Below are 18,175 nucleotides of genomic sequence, written 5' to 3' on the forward strand. Positions count from 1 at the left end.
GTCTCCTTCGACGATGCGGGGCGGATGCCTCGGGCGGGGTCAGTGGTACTCGTCCCAGGTGTGCCCCGGGATGCTGAGACGGTCGGCGGCGGCCTGGACGTCCGCCGGCGAGCTCGCCGCGAGTGCGGCGGCCGCCGAGTTCTGCTGCAGCTGGGCGAGGCTCGACGCGCCGAACACGGTGCACGTGGTCCGCGGGTCGAGCAGGGTGAAGGCGAGGGCGAGCGTCGCGGGGGCGACCTCGAGCCGCTCCGCCTCGCGGGCGAGGCCCGGCGCGACCTCGTCGACGATGCGCCCGCGGATGCCTCCCGGATCCCTCGCGATCGTGCGGTCCGCACTGCGCCGGCCGAGGAGCACCCCGCCCTCGAGCGCATCGGCCGCGCAGAGGGTGATGCCGCTCTCCTCGTGGAACCTGGCGAACTCCGGGCTCTCGACGACGGCGCGGCGGGCGATGCCGTACTTCAGCTCGATGAGCTGCGGGCCCGTGCCGCCGGCGGCGCGCGCGTGCCGCCAGGCGGCGAGCGCGTCGTCGAGGTGCCAGTTGCAGAGGCCCCAGGAGCGGATGACGCCGTCGGCGAGCAGCTGCTCGAACTCGTCGGTCAGGGCGGCGAGCACCGTGCCGGGTTGCGGGTCGAAGGCGACGACGGCGTCGAAGCGGTCGAAGCCGAGCCGTTCCGCGCTGCGTTCGAGCTGCCCGCGGAGGGTGCCGTTGACGCTCTCGACCTTCTCGATGAGCGAGAACTCCTCGCGGCGCGCCCCGGCCGCCCTGAGATGCTCGCCGAGGAGCACCTCGCTGGAGCCGTCGCCGTACGCGGCGACGTCGAAGGAGGCGGGCCCCGAGCGGAGCGCCCATTCGACCATCGCCGCTCCGGTCTCGCGGGGGATGCGGGCGTAGGTCTGCCAGGAGCCGACCGTGAGGACGGGGAGCTCGAGCTCGGTGGTGCCGATCGTTCGGCGCTCCATCGGCGCCTCCTTCCGGATCTGCGTCGCTCCTCGGCCATCGAGGACGATCTAATCGCTATATTGAATAGATCGATAAGGTAGTGTCAAGTCCAGACGGCGTCAACCCGATGCCGTCGGGTTCCGAAAACACCAGGGGGGAGTGGGGTTCGGATGGATCAGGAGGGGCTCCAGCCGCAGTTGCGGCGCTCGAGCCAGCTGGCCGACCTCATCGTGCAGCGGATCCTCGATCAGGGGCTCGCCGTCGGCACGAGGCTCGGCACGAAGCAGTCGCTCGCCGAGGAGTACGGGGTCGCCGTCGCGACGCTGACGGAGGCGATCCGCGCCCTCGAGGAGCTCGGCCGGGTCGAGACGCGCACCGGCCGCTACGGCGGGGTGTTCGTTCGGGAGCCGAGCGAGGTGTTCCGGCTCGCCAGGGGGAGCAGCTTCGTCATCCACGGCGACGCCAGCTCGTTCAGCGAGATGCTGCAGGTCGTGGACGCCCTCGAGCCCGAGATCGCCCAGGAGGCCGCCCTGCACTGCAGCCCGGCCGACGCCCGCCTGCTCCGCGAGCGGCTGGCGCGGCTCGAGCAGGCGTGGACCGGTGCCGCCGCCGTCGAGCAGCAGCGGCGGAACTGGGAACTGCACCTCGCGATCGGGGCGATCACCCCGAATCGCACCCTCTCGACCCTCTACACGGGCATGCTGCAGCACGTGGCGAACCGCCTCGAGGACCGGGAGCTCGGCGAGGGGCCCAACACGGTCGGCCTCGAGATCCACCAGCAGCTCGTCGAGGCCATCATCGCCGGAGACGTCGCCGGCGCGCGCGAGCAGGCCCGCCGGCACCGGCTGCTCGCGACCGGCGAGGAGCTCGAGGACGGCGCCGGCTAGTACCGGGCGCCGACGAAGGCCGTGAGGTCGGCGAGCTCCCGCTCGGAGACCGAGTGCGCGAGGCCCTCGTAGATCCGCGAGTCGAGCTCGCTGTGCCCGGGCAGCCAGGCGGCCGTGCGGGCGACGGCCGAGGCGGGGATGACCGCATCCTCCGTGCCGCGCCCCCAGAACACCGGGCGCGCCAGCTCGGCGAGGCGGGCGTCGCCGTCGCGCACGCCCGGCATCGCGAATCCGGCCAGGATGGCGGCGAAGGCGAAGCGCTCCGGGGCGCGGCGCAGAAGTTCGAGGCTCATCGCCCCGCCCTGCGAGAAGCCGATGAGGCCGATGGACGGCGCGTCGCCCGCGTTCCGGTCGAGCCAGCCGATCACGGCGTCGACCGCCTCCTCGGCGGCGGCGAGCTTCGCCGGATCGTCGTCGTCGAGCCGCCCGGCCGCGTCGAAGATCTCGAACCACGCGTAGCCGTAGCCGGCGTCGAGCGGGGCGCGGAGCGACGCGATCACGGGGTCGAGCGGCAGGTACGGGGCGAGCCCGAACAGGTCGCCCTCGTTCGAGTTGTAGCCGTGCAGCAGCACGAGCAGTGGGCGGCCCGCCCGGTCGTCGCCGGAGGCCGACCAGAGCACCGCCTCGTCATCGATCCGCATCGTCCGAGCGTACGCCGGGCGGCCGGGTGGGGCAGAATCGACGCATGAGCGTGCGCACCCCGGACCCCGACTGGACCCCGGGCGACGAGCCCGACGTCCCGCAGCCCACGAACCCCGGCTGGCTGAGCGACCTCGAGCTCGCCGAAGTCCGCGGCCGACTGCCGCTGCTCTACGTCGAGGCGCTGCCGGTGCGCGTCGACGGACTCGGCCAGGTCACCGAGGTCGGCCTGCTGCTGCGGGCGAACACGGTCGGCGAGATGACCCGCACGCTCGTCTCCGGGCGGGTGATGTACGGCGAGACGCTGCGCGACGCGCTGTTCCGCCACCTCGAGAAGGATCTCGGGCCGATGGCGTTCCCGCTGCTGCCGGCGAGCCCGGTGCCCGCGACGGTCGCCGAGTACTTCCCGATGCCGGGCATCACGCCCTTCACCGACGAGCGGCAGCACGCCGTCTCGCTCGTCTACGTCGTGCCCGTCACCGGCACCTGCGAGCCGCGCCAGGACGCGCTCGAAGTGAGCTGGATGCCGCCCGAGGAGGCGGCGAGCCGCGCCGTCGGCGACGAGCTCGAGGGCGGTCGCGGGGTCCTCGTGCGCCAGGCGCTCGCCTCCGTCGGCGCTCTGCGCTGAGGGGCGCAGCTGCTAGCCTGAACCGTCCGTGCAGCGAGCCGAGGAGGTGGTACCCGTGAACGAATCCACGTCGGTGCTCCCCAGCGGAGTCACGGTCGGGCGATAAGTCGTCCGGGAGCGCCGCGAATCCGCCGCACTCCGAAAGGCACGACCATGCACGTCACCTCCACGCACCGTCACGACGACGGCCTCACTGAACGGACCTTCGCCCTCGGCGACGTCCCCGGCATCCTCTGGACGCCGCCCTCCGCCTCGCCATCCGCCCCGGCCCCGCTGATCCTCATGGGCCAGCCGGGCGGGATCGGGATGGCCAGGATGCATCCGCGCCTCGCCGCACGCGCCCGCGCCGCGGCCGCGCAGGGCTTCGCCTCGGCCACCCTCGAGCTGCCCGGGGCGGGCGAGCGGGCCCCGCTGCCCGGCGCGGCGGAGGCCAGGGCCGAGCTCGGCCGGGCGATCGCCGCCGGCGTCCCGCCGACGGAGGACACCGTCGACCGGCTCATCCTGCCGCTCGTCGATCGCGCCGTCCCCGAGTGGCGGGCCGCGCTCGACGAGCTGCTCGGGCTCCCCGAGCTCGCCGAGCGGGTCGGCTTCTCCGGCGGCGTCATCGCGATCGGGGTGCGCCTCGCCGCGATCGAGCCGCGCATCCGGGCGGCCGGGCTGTTCGCCGGCAGCTACGTGCCCCGCGCGACCCTGGCGGAGGCGCGGGAGGTCACCATCCCGCTGCACGTGCTCCTGCAGTGGGACGACGAGGGCAACGACCGCGGGATGGCGCTCGAGCTCTTCGACGCCTTCGGCTCCGCGGAGAAGACCCTGCAGGCCAACCTCGGCGGCCACACCGGGGTGCCCGCGTTCGCGGGCGAGGACGCCGCCCGCTTCTTCGCCCGCCACCTCGGACCTCTGGCCGACTGAACCGGGCCGGAACCCGAGCGGCGGGCTGCGCGGATTCCGCGCAGCCCGCCGTGGTATTCATGTGCACATGGAGTTCTCGCTCGAGTTCACGCCCGACCTGATCGCCGTCTTCCTGACGCTCTTCGTGCTCGAGGTGGTCCTCGGCGTCGACAACGTCATCTTCATCTCGATCCTCGCCTCGAAACTGCCGGTGGATCAGCAGGCGAAGGCCCGCAACCTCGGCCTCACGCTCGCGATGCTCATGCGCGTGCTGCTGGTGCTCTTCGCGGGCTGGATCATCACGCTGAAGACCGACCTCTTCGAGATCGCCGGCATCGGCTTCTCCGGCCGCGACCTCATCCTCATCGCCGGCGGGCTCTTCCTCGTGTACAAGGCCGTGCACGAGATCCACCAGAAGCTCGAGGGCGCCGAGGAGCACACCGCGGGCTCGGCAGCCCGGGCGAGCTTCGGCTCGGTGATCGCGCAGATCCTCGTGCTCGACCTGGTGTTCTCGCTCGACTCGGTGATCACCGCGGTCGGCATGACCGAGAACCTCGTCGTCATCATCACGGTCGTCGTGCTGTCGTTCGGCATCATGCTCTTCGCCGCCCGGTTCATCTTCGCCTTCGTGAACGCGCACCCGACGGTGAAGATGCTCGCGCTCGCGTTCCTGCTGCTCATCGGCGTGTTCCTCATCGCCGACGGCTTCGGCGTGAAGATCGACAAGGCGCTCATCTACGGCCCGATGGCGTTCGCGATCTTCGTCGAGGCGCTGAACCTCATCGCCGCGGGCCGGCGCGCCAAGCGCCTCGCCCAGCAACGCGACCCGGTGCGCCTGCACACCGCGTTCCCGGTCGAGAACGAGGAGATCGCGGTGCACGCCGCGACGTCCACGGCGCCGGGCAGCGGGGCGGTCGGCCTCTCCGGCAAGCCCGTCGAGGGCGAGCTCGCCGCCGGCGACGGGCACCAGGAGCCCCGCGGACTCGGCTGAGCCGGCTCGGTCGGTCCGCGACGTCGCGCGAACGGGGTATCCCCGGGCGCCGAAGCAGCCGTTCGCGCGACTCCACGATGCGAAGTCGCGCGAACGATGGGAGCCGCCGGTCCGTCGGAGCCGTTCGTGCGACGTCGTGGCGCCGGCGGGTCGGCGGGTCGGCGGGGCGGCTCAGCCGAGCACGGTGTCGAGGAAGAGCGCGGCGACCCGCTCCGCGTCCACGCCGAGCGCGACCTCGGCGGTCGCCCACTCGCCGGCGAGGCCGTGCACGACGTCCTCGCCGGGGAACTCGCGGAGGTCGACGAGCGTCTGCCCGCGGCTGTAGCCCGCCAGCTCGACCCGGACCGGGCGCTGCTCGGTGCGGAGCGCCGCGGGGTCGACGAGCGCGCAGACGGCGCCGGCGTCGCCGATGAGGCCCGTGTACTGGGCGTGCTCGTCCTCGCTGAGGGCGATGCGGTGGCCGAGCAGGGCGCCGATGACGCGGCCGACGGGGTGCTCGCCCGCCTCGAGCTCGGCGGCGCGGTCCTGCGCGACCGAGACCCGGTTGAAGACGTCGAGGCCGTACATGTAGCACGGCACGCCCGAGTCGAGCACGATCGCGGCGGCCTCCGGGTCGTGCCAGACGTTGAACTCCGCGACCGCGGTCGCATTGCCGACGCTCGCCGAGCCGCCCATGAAGACGATCCGCTCGAGGTTCGCGGCGACCTCCGGGTGGGTGCGCAGCAGCAGCGCGAGGTTCGTCTGCGGCGCGAGTGCGACGAGCGTCACCGGCGTCGGGTGCTCGAGGATGGTGCGGCGCAGCAGCTCGACGGCGCTCAGCTCGACCGCGCGGCGGGAAGTCTCGGGCAGCACGAGCCCGCCGAGGCCGTCGGCGCCGTGCACGTGGGAGGCGGAGCGGGCGGGCTCGAGCAGCGGCCGCACGGCGCCCGCGGCGACCGGGACCTCACCGGCCCCGGCGACGTCGAGGATCCGCAGCGTGTTGTCGACGACCTGCTCGAGCGAGGCGTTGCCCGCGACGCAGGAGACGGCGAGCACGTCGATCTCGGGGTGCGCGACGGCGAAGAGGAGGGCGAGGGCGTCGTCGACACCGGTGTCGACGTCGAGGATCACGGGAATCGGCATGCCGAGAAGCCTAAGCCCGCCGGGGCGTCCGTGACGCGCGCGGTCAGCGCACGAAGCGGACCTCGTCGATCTCCTCGCCGAGGAACGGCTGGCGCTGCGTCGCGCCGTCGAGCACGAAGCCGTTGCGCTCGTAGAAGCGGTGCGCGCGCGGGTTGTCGGCGGCGACCCAGAGGTAGACGGGCTCGTCGCCGACGGCCGCGTCGAAGAGCTTCTTGCCGATGCCCGTGCCGTGGTACGCGTCGAGCACGTAGATGAAGTTCAGCTCGCGCTCGCGCGGGGCGTCCTCGTCGCGGGCCGGACCGGAGCCGACGAAGCCGACGATCTCACCGTCGACGAGTGCCGCGAACTGGCGGTACTCCTCGCCGCGGGAGGCCATGTGGCTCCACAGCTCGGCCATGCGGCGGGGCGAGAGGTTCTCGAGCGCCGCCTTCGAGATCAGGTGGTCGTAGGTCTCGTGCCAGCAGGTCGCGTGCACGCGACCGAGGGCCTCGACATCCGAATCGCGGATGGGGCGGACGACGACCTGTGCAACAACCTCGGTGCTCATGCACCTGAGAGTAGGCCAGCACGGCCGCACGACGAAATCGGGCGGCGACGGAGCACCGTCGCCGCCCGATCATCGGGGAAGGCGGGTCAGCCCTGCGCGCGGCGGTTCGTGCGGGCGCCCCGCGAAGAGCCGCCCACGAGGCTGCCGACGCGCAGCGGCTGGGGGCCGCGCGCGCTCTTCGCCGTGCCGCCCTGGCCGCGGCCCGAACCGGCGGCCCGGCCGCCCGAGGTGCTCGACGAGCCGCGCTCGCCGCCGCGCCCGGAGCCCTGCGACGAGGCCGAGCGCGACGCGGCATCCGCCCCGCCCTGACCGCGACCGCTGCCGCCGCGACGACGGCGCGAACCGCCGCCCTCGCCGCTGCGCTCGGTGCGCTCGGCGTCGCCGCGGGGCGCGCCGCCGCGCCCGCCGCGGCCACGGCCGCCCTCGCGGGGCTCGCCGCCCTCCGCACCGCCGGTGCGTCGGGCGCGCTTGCGCTGCGCGTTCGCGCCCTGCGAAGTGCCGCCGCCGCCGCCCTGCGGCTTCGCCTGGCGCGGGGCCGGCTTCACGTAGGGCGCGACGTCGCCGACGAGCGCGACGACCTCGGGGGAGGCCGGCGTGGCCGGCTTCGGGGTGACGGTGATCGCCGCCTTGCGGAGCAGCTGCTTCAGGTCCTGCAGCTGGCTCGGCAGGGCGATCGTGACGACGTCGCCCTCGTTGCCGGCGCGCGCGGTGCGGCCCGAGCGGTGCAGGTACGCCTTGTGCTCGACGGGCGGGTCGACGTGCACCACGAGCTCGACCTCGTCGACGTGCACGCCGCGCGCCGCGACATCCGTCGCGACCATCACGCGCACCGAGCCGTCGCCGAAGGCGGCGAGGTTGCGGTCGCGCTGCGGCTGCGAGAGGTTGCCGTGGAGGTCGACGGCGGGGATGCCGGACTCGGTCAGCTTCTTCGCGAGCTTCTTGGCCTGGTGCTTCGTGCGCATGAAGAGCATGCGGCGGCCGGTGCCGCTCGCGAGGGACTTCACGAGCTCGAACTTCGTGTCCTGATCCTCGGTGAGGTAGACGTGGTGGGTCATCGCGGCGACCGGCGAGTTCGCCTCGTCGACGGAGTGCAGCACCTCGTTCTGCAGGTAGCGCTTCACGAGCTTGTCGACCCCGTTGTCGAGGGTCGCCGAGAAGAGCAGGCGCTGCCCGCCGCGCGGCGTCTTGTCGAGGATGCGGGTGACGACCGGCAGGAAGCCGAGGTCGGCCATGTGGTCGGCTTCGTCGAGCACGGTGATCTCGACGGCGTCGAGGTGCACGAAGCCCTGCTGCATGAGGTCTTCGAGGCGGCCGGGCGCGGCCACGACGATGTCGACGCCGGCGCGCAGCGCCTCGACCTGGCGCTTCTGGTTGATGCCGCCGAAGATCGTCGTCACCTTCAGGCCGTAGGCCTCGGCGAGGGGCTCGATCGTGCGGGCGATCTGCGTGACGAGCTCGCGCGTCGGCGCGAGCACGAGGCCGAGCGGGCGGCCGGCACGACGCGAGCCGCCGGCGAGCACGGTGCCGAGGCGCGCGACCATCGGCAGCGCGAAGGCGATCGTCTTGCCCGAGCCGGTGCGGCCGCGGCCGAGCACGTCGCGCCCGGCGAGGGTGTCCGGCAGGGAGTCGGCCTGGATCGGGGTAGGAGTGGTCTTGCCGTCGGCGGCGAGGATATCGACGAGCGGCGCGGGCACGCCGAGCGTGCGGAAATCGGGGGTGGTCATGCGTGCCTTTCGGGCATGGCCCACGGGCGGGAGCGCGCACGGGCGTCGCGATTCGTGCGGCACGCCGTGGCGGTTCGACCCGTCGGTGGGTGAGTGGCGAAGGCGCCGGTCGGCGCATCCGTTCGCCGTACGAATGAGTCATCGGGGCGGCCTGAGCCGGCCCGGAAGCGTTCTACGACGCGGGGCGCGCAAGGCGCGCCACACCCACAGTCTAGCCGATGCCGCTCATTCGGCCGATTCGGGCTCGTGCGCCCAGCTCGGCGCGAGGGCCCGCAGGCGCGCGCCGCGCCACTGCCAGAACGCCCAGACCGGGTACCAGGCGAGGGCGTCGCCGAGCGTCGATCCCGAGCTCACCCGCAGCTGGTCGCGGTACCGGGTGCGCCCGCCGGGCGCGGGGGAGACGGCCATCCGGTGGTCCCAGCTGCGGAACGCCGCGAACGGGCCGGAGGTGGCGCCGCCGCCGTCCCGCAGCATCCGCACCTCGGGCGGCAGGCCGTCGCGCTCGCCCTCGAGGAAGCGCAGATCGACCACCTCCTCGCCCGCCGGCCAGCGCCGCAGCGCGAGCGGCTGCACCCGGTGCGGCCCCTCCGACCACGTGGTCGGCAGCCCGCCCGGCTCGAGGGAGCGGAAGTCGAGCCAGGGCGCCACGACCTCCCGCAGCACCGCGGGGCTCCGCAGGGCCCGCCAGGCGGCGTCCGGGTCGCAGTCGAGGGTGAGCTTCAGCAGCACGCGCATGCCCGAGAGGCTACGCGGCCGCTCGGCCGCCGTCGAGGCGCGCGCCGTAGACTCCGGCCATGGCCGATGGACTCTGGTGGCTGCCCTCCCTCCTCGTCTTCGGCGGCGCCGCGGTCGCGTTCGTCGCCGCGATCGTCGGAGTGCGCCGGCTCGGCCGCCGCCGCGAGCTCGCCGACCTCGAGGGGGGCCGCGCCGCGGAGGTGCGGGCGAAGCAGCTCATCGTCGAGACCGACGAGCGGGTGCGCGAGGCGCGCCGCGAGATCGCGTTCGCCGAGGCGCAGTTCGGCGCCGAAGCCGCCCGCCCGGTGCGCGAGGCGAGTGAACGGGCCGAGCGCTGGCTGCGCGAGGCCTTCCTGCTGCAGCAGCGGCTCGACGACGCGGAGCCCGACACGGCTGCCGAACGACGCAGCTGGAGCGAACGCATCGCCGGGCTGTGCACCTCGGCGCTCGGCGCGCTCGACCAGGCCGAGCAGGCGCTCGGCGCCCGCCGGGCCGCCGAACGGGGCGCGGGCGCGACGCTCGCCGAGCTGCCGGAGACGGCCGCGAGGCTCGGACGACGCCGAGCGGATGCCGCGGCCGCCCTAGACCGGCTCGGCACCCGTTTCCGGCCCACCGCCCTCGTCGGCGGGCGCGCCGCCCTCGATCGCGTCGACCTCTCGCTCGCCGCGGCCGGCGCCGCCCTCGCCGCCACCGGGCCCGCGGCCGGTGCGGGCGACGCCGAGCGCGCCGCGCGGATCGCCGCGGACCTCGACCGGGCCGCCGCCGACCTCGACGCGATCGACCGGCTCGAGCTCGAGCTCGCCGACGCGGAGCGCGCCGCGGAGCAGGGGATGCGCCGCCTCGACGCCGAGCTCGTCGACGCCCGGCGCCAGCGCGACGCGCTGAGCGAGCCCGAGGACGCGCGCGCGCTCGGCGAGGCCATCGCGGGCGTCGCCGAGCTGATCGGCGGCGCGGCCGCCGCATCCGCCGCCACCGAGCTGCCCGATCCCTTCGCCGAGCGCGACCGGCTCGACGCCGCCCTCGACCGCCTCGAAGCGGCGCGGGCCGAGGCGCGCACCGCGCAGGCGCGGCTCGACGGCGCCCGTTCGGCGCTCGGCGGCGCGCTCGCGATCGCCGAGAGCCAGCTGGGCGTCGCCCGCGCCCTCGTCGAACGCGGGCGCGGCCTCGTCGGCGCGGGGGCGCGCACCCGGCTCGCCGAGGCGGAGCGCCAGCTCGTCATCGCCCGGCAGGAGCCCGATCCGGTCGCCGCTCTCGATGCCGCCCGGCGTGCCGCGGCGCGGGCCGCGGACGCCGAGGCGCTCGCCTCCTGGGACGCCGGCGCCGGGCGGCGCTGACGCACGAGGACGCACGGGCGGGCCATCCCTCCCGCGTCCACTAGCCTGGCCCGGTGCAGCCTGACGCCCCCTTCGCCCAGTCCAAGTACCAGGTCCGGTTCGAGTGGGGCGCCGAGGGCCTCGAACGCCTCGCCCCCGCCGACGTCGTCGTGCTCGTCGACGCGCTCTCCTTCACGACGGCGGTCGTCGCGGCCGCCGAGCACGGCCTCGCCGTGGCGCCCTGGCCGAAGGGCGAGCCCGGCGCCGAGGCGTTCGCCGCGGGCCTCGGCGACGGCACCGGCCTGAGCGCCCCCGCCGCCTTCCTCGCCGGCCTCGCGAGCGGGCAGGAGCTGCCCGCCCGTCCCGGTGCGACCGTCGTGCTCGCCTCGCCGAACGGGGCGACCCTGGCGCGCGGCTTCGCCGTGCGAGCCCAGGCGGGCGGCGCCGACGCCCCCGTCGTGCTCGCCGCGTCGCTGCGCAACCGCACGGCGGTCGCCCGGCGCATCCTCGCCCTGCAGGAGGAGCGCGGCCGACGTCTCAGCGTCGCGATCCTCGCCGCGGGCGAGCGCGGCGGCGACGGCGTGCGCTTCGCCGTCGAGGACCAGCTCGCCGGCGGCGCGGTCGTCGACGCCCTCGTCGCGCTCGGCATCGACCACACGTCGCCGGAGGCCGCCGTCGCCTGCGCCGCCTTCGAGGGCCTGCGCCGTGCGGTCGGCCACCTGCAGAGCGCGAGCGGCAGCGGGGTCGAGCTCCTCGGCCGGGGCGTCGGCGCGGGCGTCGCCGCGGCGGCGCAGACCGACGTCACCGAGCTCGTGCCCGAGCTCCGCGGCGAGGTGTTCCGCGTCGGCTGAGCCCGCTCAGCCCGCCGCGACGGGCCGCTTGCGCGCGCGGTGGGCGCGCACCTTCGCCCGGTTGCCGCAGCGCTGCATCGAGCACCACCGGCGGCTGCCCGCCCGCGAGGTGTCGAGGAAGACGATGTCGCAGTCGTCGCCGGCGCAGACGCGGATGCGCTCGGCGTTCGCCGCCCCGAGGAGGTCGACCGCGTCGCGGGCGATCGTCGACAGCGCCTGAGCGACGAGCTGCACCGAACGGCCCGCCTGACGCGAGCCGCCCGCGAGCGACGGCGGGATGTCGGGGGTCGCCGCGTAGAGGTTCACGATGTCGACGTCGTCGCTGCGGCGCTCGCCGCCGTGCGCCGCGGCGAGAGTGAGCCGGGTGATCGCGTCGCGGAGCGCCGTGGCGTCGAAGAGGTCGCGGGTGCGGGCATCGCCGATCGCCATCGGGAAGCGCTCGCGCAGCCAGCCGGCGAGGTCGTCGGGGGAGTGCAGCAGCTCCTCGGCGAGCGAGGCGCCGATCGGGCCCGTGCACGCGAAGTCGAGGGCGAGCGAGCCGGAGTCGAACCACCAGCGGAGCCCGTCGCCGGAGACGACCCACTGGCCGACGGGGATCTGCACGGTGGAGACGGGCATGCTGCGCTTTCGGGTGGGGAGGTGCGGGGCGCCGCTCGGGCGCGCTGTCCATTCTGCCCGACGTGCGGGCCGCGTTCGGCGCGGCGCAGTCAGCCGGCCGCGGCGCTCGCGGCGCGGCGGCGCATCGCCGGGGTGATGTCGCGGCGGTGCCACTCGATGAGGTTCGCCCGGTCGAAGCCGCGCCGGCAGAGCCCGCAGCTGAGCGGCCGCTCGGGCCGGCGGTACCGGTAGTGCACGTGCCCCGCCGGGCAGCGGCCGACCCAGGGCGCGAGCTCGTCGGCGATCTCGCCGTCGTGGGTGCGGCGGCCGACGTAGCCGAGCTCGGCCGCGGTCTTGGCCCACTTCGGGCCGTGTCCGGCGCGCGGGCCGGCGAGCGCGTGCGCGACCTCGTGCAGCAGGATCTGGTGGATCTCGTCGTCGTCGTAGCGGGCGGCGAGGTAGCGCGACACCGAGATGTGCTTCGCCGTGTAATTGCAGAGGCCTGCGCGCTTCTTCGCATTGTCGAAGCCGAAGCTCCACTGGGCGGGATCGAGGTGCAGGGCGATGAGCGCCTCGGCCCACCGCCTGACCCGTTCGAGTTCCGCCATGGGACAGAGAATAGCGCCGCCCACCGGCACCCGGCCCGCGTCGGCGTCGGCGCTCGGCTTCGGCGTCCGCTCAGCCCGTGAGGCCGACGAGCAGCAGCCGGTCGTCGCCCGCGCGGGGGTCGCCGCGGCCGTCGGTGTTGTTCGTCAGCACCCAGAGCCCGCCGCCCGGCGCCGCGACGACGTCGCGCAGCCGCCCGTGCTCGCCCGCGAACCAGGCCTCCGCCGTCGGCGCGGCCGCGCTCGCCGGGGAGACCGCCCACAGCCGTTCGCCGCGGAGTGCCGCGAGGAACAGTGCGTCCCCGGCCGCCGTCAGCCCGCTCGGACTGGCCTCCGACGTCGGCCACTGCAGCACCGGGTCGACGAAGGCCGGGTCGCCCGCGACGCCCTCCACGACGGGCCAGCCGTAGTCGCCGCCCGGCTGGATGAGGTTGAGCTCGTCCCAGGTGTTCTGGCCGAACTCCGCCGCCCACAGCCGGCCCGAGGCATCCCAGGCGATGCCCTGCGGATTGCGGTGGCCGAGGCTCCAGACCTGCGTGCCGAAGGGGTTGCCGGGCGCGGGCGCGCCGTCCGGCGTCATCCGCAGGATCTTGCCGGCGAGCGAGCCGCGGTCGCGCGCCGCGTCGCGCAGCCCGGCGTCGCCCGTCGTCGCGTAGAGGAAGCCGTCGGGGCCGAAGGCGAGCCGGCCGCCGTTGTGGTTGCCCGCCTTCGGGATGCCGGTGAGCACCGGCTCGGCCGCGCCGAGCGCGATCGCGCCGGGGTCGCCGGTCACCGGCATCCGCACGATCCGGTTGTCCTCGGGCCCGGTGAACATCGCGTAGAGGGATGCCTCGCGCGCGCCGTCGCCCGGCAGCTGGGCGAGGCCCAGCAGGCCGCCCTCGCCGCCCGGGGCGACGCCCGGCACCTCGGCGACCACGCGGGTGCCGCCGCCGGGCAGCACCTCGACGATGCGGGCGAGGTCGCGCTCGCTCACGAGCACCGCGCCGTTCGGCAGGGCGACGACCGACCACGGCGCGTCGAGGCCCGTCGCGAGCTCGCGGACCGAGCCGTCCGGTCGGAGCACCGGGGGCGGCGCGGGCGGCGGGGAGGGGGCCGGGCTGGTCGCGGCGGGCGTCCCCGGGGCGCTCGGCGGCGGGCTCGTCGGCGCGGCGTCGCCCGGCCCGCAGGCGGTGAACGCGAGGAGCGCGAGGGCCGCGACCGCGACGGGGCCGCTCATGCGGCGGGTGCGGTTCGGCATCCTGCCCCCGTTCCTCGTCGACGTCGTCGGCTCCAGTCTGCGCGCCGCGCACCCGCGCGGCAACGCCCGCCGCGCGACGCCGCACGCGGCGCGGCAGAATGGGGTCATGGCGGCGGCGATCGATCTGAACTGCGACCTCGGCGAGTCGTTCGGGGCGTGGCGGCTCGGCGACGACGAGACGATGTTCGGCCTCGTGACGAGCGCGAACGTCGCGTGCGGCTTCCACGCCGGCGACCCCGCCACGATGCGCCGGAGCGTCGGGCTCGCCGCCCGGCACGGCGTCGCCCTCGGCGCGCACCCCGGCTACCGCGACCTCGGGGGCTTCGGCCGGCGCGCGCTCGACGTCGCGCCCGAGGAACTCGCCGCCGAACTGCTCTACCAGCTCGGCGCCCTCGACGGCCTCGCCCGGGCGCAGGGCGTCCGCGTCCGCTACGTCAAGGCGCACGGTGCGCTGTACCACCGGCTCGGCGCCGACGAGCGCGCCGCCGCCGCGTTCGCCGAGGCCCTCGCCGCCTACGATCCCGCGCTGCCCGTGCTCGGTGCTCCCGGCGGGGCGATCGAGCGGGCGGCGCAGGCGGCCGGCCTCCGCTTCGCCCGCGAGGCGTTCGCCGACCGCGGCTACGGCGCCGACGGCCTGCTGCTGCCGCGCGGGGCCGAGGGCGCGCTCGTCACGGACCCCGAGGAGGTCGCCGCCCGCGCCGTCGCCCTCGCCACGACCGGGGCGGTGCCGCTCGCGGACGGCGGTGCGCTCGAACTCGCCCCCGACTCGATCTGCCTGCACGGCGACACCCCCGGCGCGCCCGAGCTCGCCCGGCGCGTGCGGGCGGCGCTCGAGGCGGCCGGCGTCCTGGTGCGGGCGTTCGCATGACCGTGCGACTGCTGCCGAGCGGACCCGACGCGATCCTCGTCGAGTGCGGCTCGCAGGCCGAGGTGCTCGCGCTGCACGAGGCGCTCGCCGCCGAGCCGCCCGCGGGGCTCGTCGAACTCGTGCCGGCCGCGCGCACCGTGCTCGTCAGCGTCGATCACCGGGTGCTGCCGCTCGAGACGGCGGCGAGCTGGGTGCGGCGCGCGGCGCAGCGGAGCCCGGCCGACGGCGCAGTGGCCCCGTCCTCCGCCACGGTTCTCCCCGAACGCGCCGCGCCGGTCGTCCTCGACGTCAGCTACGACGGCGAGGACCTCGACGACACCGCGCGGCTGCTCGGCATCGGGACGGCCGAGCTCGTCGCCCGCCACCTCGCCGCCGAGTGGCGGGTCGCGTTCATCGGCTTCGCCCCCGGCTTCGCCTACCTCGTGAGCGACGACTGGCCCTATCGCGTGCCCCGGCTCGACGCCCCGCGCACGCGCGTGCCCGCCGGATCGCTCGCGCTCGCCGACGGCTACACCGGGGCCTACCCGCGGGAGAGCCCGGGCGGCTGGCGGCTCATCGGCCGCACGGAGGCGGTGCTCTGGGACGAGCTGGCCGAGCCGCCGGCCCGGCTCGTGCCCGGGGCGCGGGTGCGGTTCCGCGAGTCCGGCTCGCGGATCGGGGCGGACTCGTGACGGCGCTCCGCATCGTCGCGCCCGGCGCATCCTGCCTCGTCGAGGACCTCGGCCGGCCGGGCCTCGCCCGCCTCGGCGTCGGGCGCTCGGGCGCCGCCGACCGCGGCGCGCTCGCGCTCGCGAACCGGCTCGTCGGCAACGCGGAGGGGGCGGCCGGCCTCGAGGTGCTGCTCGGCGGCTTCCGCGCGGTCGCGGAGGCGGATGCCTGGATCGCCGTCACGGGCGCGCGCGGCCCCATCCTCGTCGACGGCGTCGAGGCGCCGCCGGCCGTCGCCGTGCGGGTGCCGGCCGGCGCCGAGCTGGAGCTGCGGCCCGCCGAGCACGGCCTCCGCTATCTCGTCGGGGTGCGCGGCGGCATCGCGGCGCCCGAGGTGCTCGGCTCGCGCTCCCGGGACACGCTCGCCGGGCTCGGTCCCGTCCCGGTCGCGGCGGGCGACCGCCTGCCGATCGGCCCGGAGCCCGAGGCGCCGGTCGCGCTCCTCGACCGCGAGGCGGCGTTCGCCCCGGTGGACGGGCCCGTCGTGCTCGAACTCGTGCCGGGCCCGCGCGCCGACTGGTTCACCGACGCGGCCCGGGCGCTCCTCTTCGACGCGGAGTGGCGCACCTCGGCGGCGGCCGACCGGGTCGGCACCCGGCTCGAGGGGCCGGCGCTCGATCGGCTCGTGGCCGGCGAGCTCGCGAGCGAGGCGACGGTGCCGGGCTCGATGCAGGTCTCCACCTCGGGGCAGCCGACGATCCTCGGGCCCGACCGCCCGGTCACGGGCGGCTACCCGGTGATCGCGATCGTCGCGCCCGCCTCGCTCGACCGCGTCGCCCAGCTCCGCCCCGGCCAGCCCGTGCGCTTCCGCCACGCCCGCTGACTCGCCGGGACCTCGCCGCGACTCGGCCGGGACGCGCTACTTGGCGAGGAAGACGCTATTTGGCGAGGAAGACGGAGCGGGCCGGCGGCGGGCTCGGCACCGCCGTGGCATCCGTCACCACCGGCGCGCCCGCGACGAAGCGGCGCAGCTCCTCGCCGTCGACGAGCTTGGCGGGCGCCGGATCGCTCGCGAGCCGGCGCGGCAGCTCGGCGAAGGGCAGCTCGGCGTCGCTCGCGTACATCACGACGTTGCCGAAGCGGCGCCCCTTCAGCATCGAGGCGTCGGCGGCGATCGCGACGTGCGCGAAGACGTGGCCGAGGGTCGCCGCCTGCGCCCGGGCGAAGCCGAGCCCGGCCCCGTCGGCGACGTTCACCGCGACGATGCCGCCGGGCGCGAGCCGCGGCTGCAGCAGGCCGTAGAACTCGGCGCTCGTCACGTGCGCGGGCGTGCGCGCGCCCGAGAAGATGTCGACGACGGCGAGGTCGACGGCGCCGTCGAGCCCGGCGGGCAGCTTCTGCAGCACGGCGCGCGCGTCCCCGTGGCGAACCCGCAGCTGCGCGCCGCGGGGGAGCGGCAGCACCTCGCGCACGAGCTCGACGAGCTCCGACTCGAGCTCGATCACCTGCTGCCGGGAGCCCGGGCGGGTCGCGATGACGTAGCGGGGCAGGGTGAGCGCCCCGCCGCCGAGGTGCAGCGCCGTGATCGGCTCGCCCTCGGCGCGGACGAGGTCGATCGCGTGCCCGATGCGGCGCACGTATTCGAAGCCGAGCCACTCGGGCCGTTCGAGCTCGACGTGCGACTGCGGGGTGCCGTCGACGTAGAGCGTCCAGGAGCCGGGCGTGCTGCGGGACTCCTCGAGCTTCGCGAGGTGGCCGCTCGCGGAGAGGCGGCGTTCGAGCGGCGGATCGTCGTGGTGCGGCACGCCCCCAACGGTACCCCGCGCCCTCGGCGGGTGCGCCGGGCGGGCGGCTTCAGCAGGCGGCTTCAGCAGGCGCCGAAGAGCACCGCGTCGAGGCGGTCCCGTTCCAGGACGGAGGCGGGGTGGGGGCCGTGCAGCGCGAGGCGCTCCGCGACGAGGGGCGGGATGCCGGCCGGGCCGGCGACGAGGACCGCGTTCCCCTCCTCGGCGCCCGCCAGCACGCCCGCGTCGCCCGCGACGAGCAGCTCGGTGCCCGGCCGCGCCCTGGCGATCGCCCGCGCCTGCTCGCGCAGCCGGCCGAGGCCGGCGGCGTCGGCGACGTTCGCGATGAGCAGCGGCGGCCCGTCGGCGGGGTCCAGCAGGGCGAGCAGCTCGCGCTGGAAGGCGACGTCGGCGACGAAGGCGGGCGGATCGAGCCGGCTGTACAGGTCGAGCACGACGAGGTCGAAGCCCGCGCCCGCCTCCCGCAGCGCCGGCACGGCGTGGGCGGCGTCGGCGATGCGGGTCTCGACGCCCGCGGGGGCGGGCAGCCGCTCGAGCACGAGGTCCAGGAGCTCCGCGTCGAGCTCGACCACGAGCTGCGCGGAGCCCGGCCGGGTCGCCGCCACGTAGCGCGGGATGGTCAGCGCCCCGCCGCCGAGGTGCAGCGCCCGCAGCGGCGCGCCGGGCGTCGCCATCGCGTCGATGACGTGGCCGATCCGGCGCACGTACTCGAAGAACAGCCGGCCGGGGTCCTCGGCGTCGACGTGGGACTGGGCGGTGCCGTCGACGAGCAGGGTCCAGCCGTGGCTGCTGAAGACGTCGCGCTCGAACTCGATCCGGGTCATCGACTGCGGTCGGCCGGCGCGGCGGGCGGGCTGGGAACGGCACCTGGCTCGGTCATGGCACCTCCTCGTGCCGGTCAGTCTAGGGATCGCGACGGGCGCGATGCGGGAGGATCGGCCCGGAATCCCGGGCGAGCCGGGCCGCGCGAGGAGGCATCCGGACCCCGCGCCGCGCGTTTATACCGGAGATCCACGACGAAATCAAGAATCCGGCTGGACATGGCGCGTCTTGTCGCATATGCTTGACCTTTGCGCTCCCAGACCCACTCTGCCTTCATATTGCGGTCGGCTCCGTGTAGTCCGTGATCTCGCGATCACCGACTCCCGCA

20 protein-coding genes are annotated in these 18,175 nt (G+C 75.6%); 9 read left to right on the forward strand and 11 right to left on the reverse strand.

Annotation, left to right across the window (positions count from 1 at the left end):
* Positions 1-39: 39 nt before the first annotated feature.
* Positions 40-960, reverse strand: coding sequence for an aldo/keto reductase (locus IEY71_RS02185; RefSeq protein ID WP_189083667.1), 921 nt, complete (start codon positions 958-960; stop codon positions 40-42).
* Between the two features lie 150 nt (positions 961-1,110).
* Between IEY71_RS02185 and IEY71_RS02190 the strand changes: the two genes are divergently transcribed.
* Entirely contained in the window at positions 1,111-1,827 is a 717-nt protein-coding gene (locus IEY71_RS02190; RefSeq protein ID WP_189083668.1) for a FadR/GntR family transcriptional regulator, read from the forward strand.
* On the opposite strand, the gene IEY71_RS02195 is transcribed toward IEY71_RS02190, so the two are convergent.
* Complete coding sequence (locus IEY71_RS02195) at positions 1,824-2,468, reverse strand: alpha/beta hydrolase (protein WP_189083669.1); 645 nt, start codon at positions 2,466-2,468, stop codon at positions 1,824-1,826. The genes IEY71_RS02190 and IEY71_RS02195 overlap by 4 nt on opposite strands.
* A 44-nt stretch (positions 2,469-2,512) precedes the next feature.
* On the opposite strand from IEY71_RS02195, the gene IEY71_RS02200 reads away from it, so the two are divergent.
* The 3 genes from IEY71_RS02200 (at position 2,513) to IEY71_RS02210 (ending at position 4,973) form a co-directional block, all read left to right on the forward strand.
* Complete coding sequence (locus tag IEY71_RS02200) at positions 2,513-3,094, forward strand: NUDIX hydrolase family protein (protein WP_189083670.1); 582 nt, start codon at positions 2,513-2,515, stop codon at positions 3,092-3,094.
* Positions 3,095-3,247: 153 nt separating this feature from the next.
* Positions 3,248-4,003 (forward strand): dienelactone hydrolase family protein, encoded by a 756-nt coding sequence (locus tag IEY71_RS02205; protein WP_189083671.1) that lies wholly within the window; start codon positions 3,248-3,250, stop codon positions 4,001-4,003.
* 67 nt (positions 4,004-4,070) lie between these two features.
* Positions 4,071-4,973, forward strand: coding sequence for a TerC family protein (locus IEY71_RS02210; RefSeq protein ID WP_189083672.1), 903 nt, complete (start codon positions 4,071-4,073; stop codon positions 4,971-4,973).
* Between the two features lie 171 nt (positions 4,974-5,144).
* Here the strand turns inward: IEY71_RS02210 and IEY71_RS02215 are convergent, their stop codons facing one another.
* From IEY71_RS02215 to IEY71_RS02230, 4 genes are all read right to left on the reverse strand, one after another.
* Complete coding sequence (locus tag IEY71_RS02215) at positions 5,145-6,095, reverse strand: nucleoside hydrolase (RefSeq protein ID WP_189083673.1); 951 nt, start codon at positions 6,093-6,095, stop codon at positions 5,145-5,147.
* A 43-nt stretch (positions 6,096-6,138) separates the two neighbouring features.
* Positions 6,139-6,642 carry a GNAT family N-acetyltransferase gene (locus tag IEY71_RS02220; RefSeq protein ID WP_189083674.1) on the reverse strand — a complete coding sequence of 168 codons (504 nt, stop codon included), beginning with the start codon at positions 6,640-6,642 and terminating at the stop codon, positions 6,139-6,141.
* Positions 6,643-6,728: 86 nt separating this feature from the next.
* Positions 6,729-8,366 (reverse strand): DEAD/DEAH box helicase, encoded by a 1,638-nt coding sequence (locus IEY71_RS02225; protein ID WP_189083675.1) that lies wholly within the window; start codon positions 8,364-8,366, stop codon positions 6,729-6,731.
* A 225-nt stretch (positions 8,367-8,591) separates the two neighbouring features.
* Positions 8,592-9,101 carry a hypothetical protein gene (locus IEY71_RS02230; protein WP_189083676.1) on the reverse strand — a complete coding sequence of 170 codons (510 nt, stop codon included), beginning with the start codon at positions 9,099-9,101 and terminating at the stop codon, positions 8,592-8,594.
* 59 nt (positions 9,102-9,160) lie between these two features.
* Between IEY71_RS02230 and IEY71_RS02235 the strand changes: the two genes are divergently transcribed.
* Complete coding sequence (locus IEY71_RS02235; protein WP_189083677.1) at positions 9,161-10,435, forward strand: ATP-binding protein; 1,275 nt, start codon at positions 9,161-9,163, stop codon at positions 10,433-10,435.
* A 53-nt stretch (positions 10,436-10,488) separates the two neighbouring features.
* Positions 10,489-11,265, forward strand: coding sequence for a 2-phosphosulfolactate phosphatase (locus tag IEY71_RS02240; protein ID WP_189083678.1), 777 nt, complete (start codon positions 10,489-10,491; stop codon positions 11,263-11,265).
* A 6-nt stretch (positions 11,266-11,271) separates the two neighbouring features.
* Here the strand turns inward: IEY71_RS02240 and IEY71_RS02245 are convergent, their stop codons facing one another.
* The 3 genes from IEY71_RS02245 to IEY71_RS02255 form a co-directional block, all read right to left on the reverse strand.
* A complete protein-coding gene (locus IEY71_RS02245; protein WP_189083679.1) occupies positions 11,272-11,883 on the reverse strand; it encodes a CGNR zinc finger domain-containing protein in 612 nt (203 codons plus the stop codon).
* Positions 11,884-11,972: 89 nt separating this feature from the next.
* Positions 11,973-12,470 carry a SprT-like domain-containing protein gene (locus IEY71_RS02250; protein ID WP_189083680.1) on the reverse strand — a complete coding sequence of 166 codons (498 nt, stop codon included), beginning with the start codon at positions 12,468-12,470 and terminating at the stop codon, positions 11,973-11,975.
* A gap of 70 nt (positions 12,471-12,540) precedes the next feature.
* On the reverse strand, positions 12,541-13,704 hold the full coding sequence (locus tag IEY71_RS02255; protein WP_189083681.1) for a PQQ-dependent sugar dehydrogenase: 1,164 nt from the start codon (positions 13,702-13,704) through the stop codon (positions 12,541-12,543).
* Between IEY71_RS02255 and IEY71_RS02260 the strand changes: the two genes are divergently transcribed.
* From IEY71_RS02260 to IEY71_RS02270, 3 genes are read left to right on the forward strand one after another with little or no spacing between them, the layout of a single operon-like run.
* Complete coding sequence (locus IEY71_RS02260) at positions 13,691-14,572, forward strand: LamB/YcsF family protein (RefSeq protein WP_444541820.1); 882 nt, start codon at positions 13,691-13,693, stop codon at positions 14,570-14,572. The two genes, IEY71_RS02255 and IEY71_RS02260, sit on opposite strands and share 14 nt — an antisense overlap.
* Positions 14,569-15,243, forward strand: coding sequence for a 5-oxoprolinase subunit B family protein (locus IEY71_RS02265; RefSeq protein ID WP_189083682.1), 675 nt, complete (start codon positions 14,569-14,571; stop codon positions 15,241-15,243). The genes IEY71_RS02260 and IEY71_RS02265 overlap by 4 nt, the downstream gene beginning before the upstream one ends.
* Positions 15,240-16,103, forward strand: coding sequence for a 5-oxoprolinase subunit C family protein (locus tag IEY71_RS02270; protein ID WP_189083683.1), 864 nt, complete (start codon positions 15,240-15,242; stop codon positions 16,101-16,103). Before IEY71_RS02265 ends, IEY71_RS02270 begins: the two co-directional genes overlap by 4 nt.
* A 55-nt stretch (positions 16,104-16,158) precedes the next feature.
* Here the strand turns inward: IEY71_RS02270 and IEY71_RS02275 are convergent, their stop codons facing one another.
* Entirely contained in the window at positions 16,159-17,025 is an 867-nt protein-coding gene (locus IEY71_RS02275; protein ID WP_189083684.1) for a spermidine synthase, read from the reverse strand.
* A gap of 62 nt (positions 17,026-17,087) precedes the next feature.
* Entirely contained in the window at positions 17,088-17,849 is a 762-nt protein-coding gene (locus IEY71_RS18275; RefSeq protein ID WP_229781490.1) for a spermidine synthase, read from the reverse strand.
* Positions 17,850-18,175 lie beyond the last annotated feature (326 nt).

Origin of the sequence: Agromyces mediolanus (assembly GCF_014648575.1) — a bacterium.
Classification (GTDB): domain Bacteria; phylum Actinomycetota; class Actinomycetes; order Actinomycetales; family Microbacteriaceae; genus Agromyces; species Agromyces mediolanus.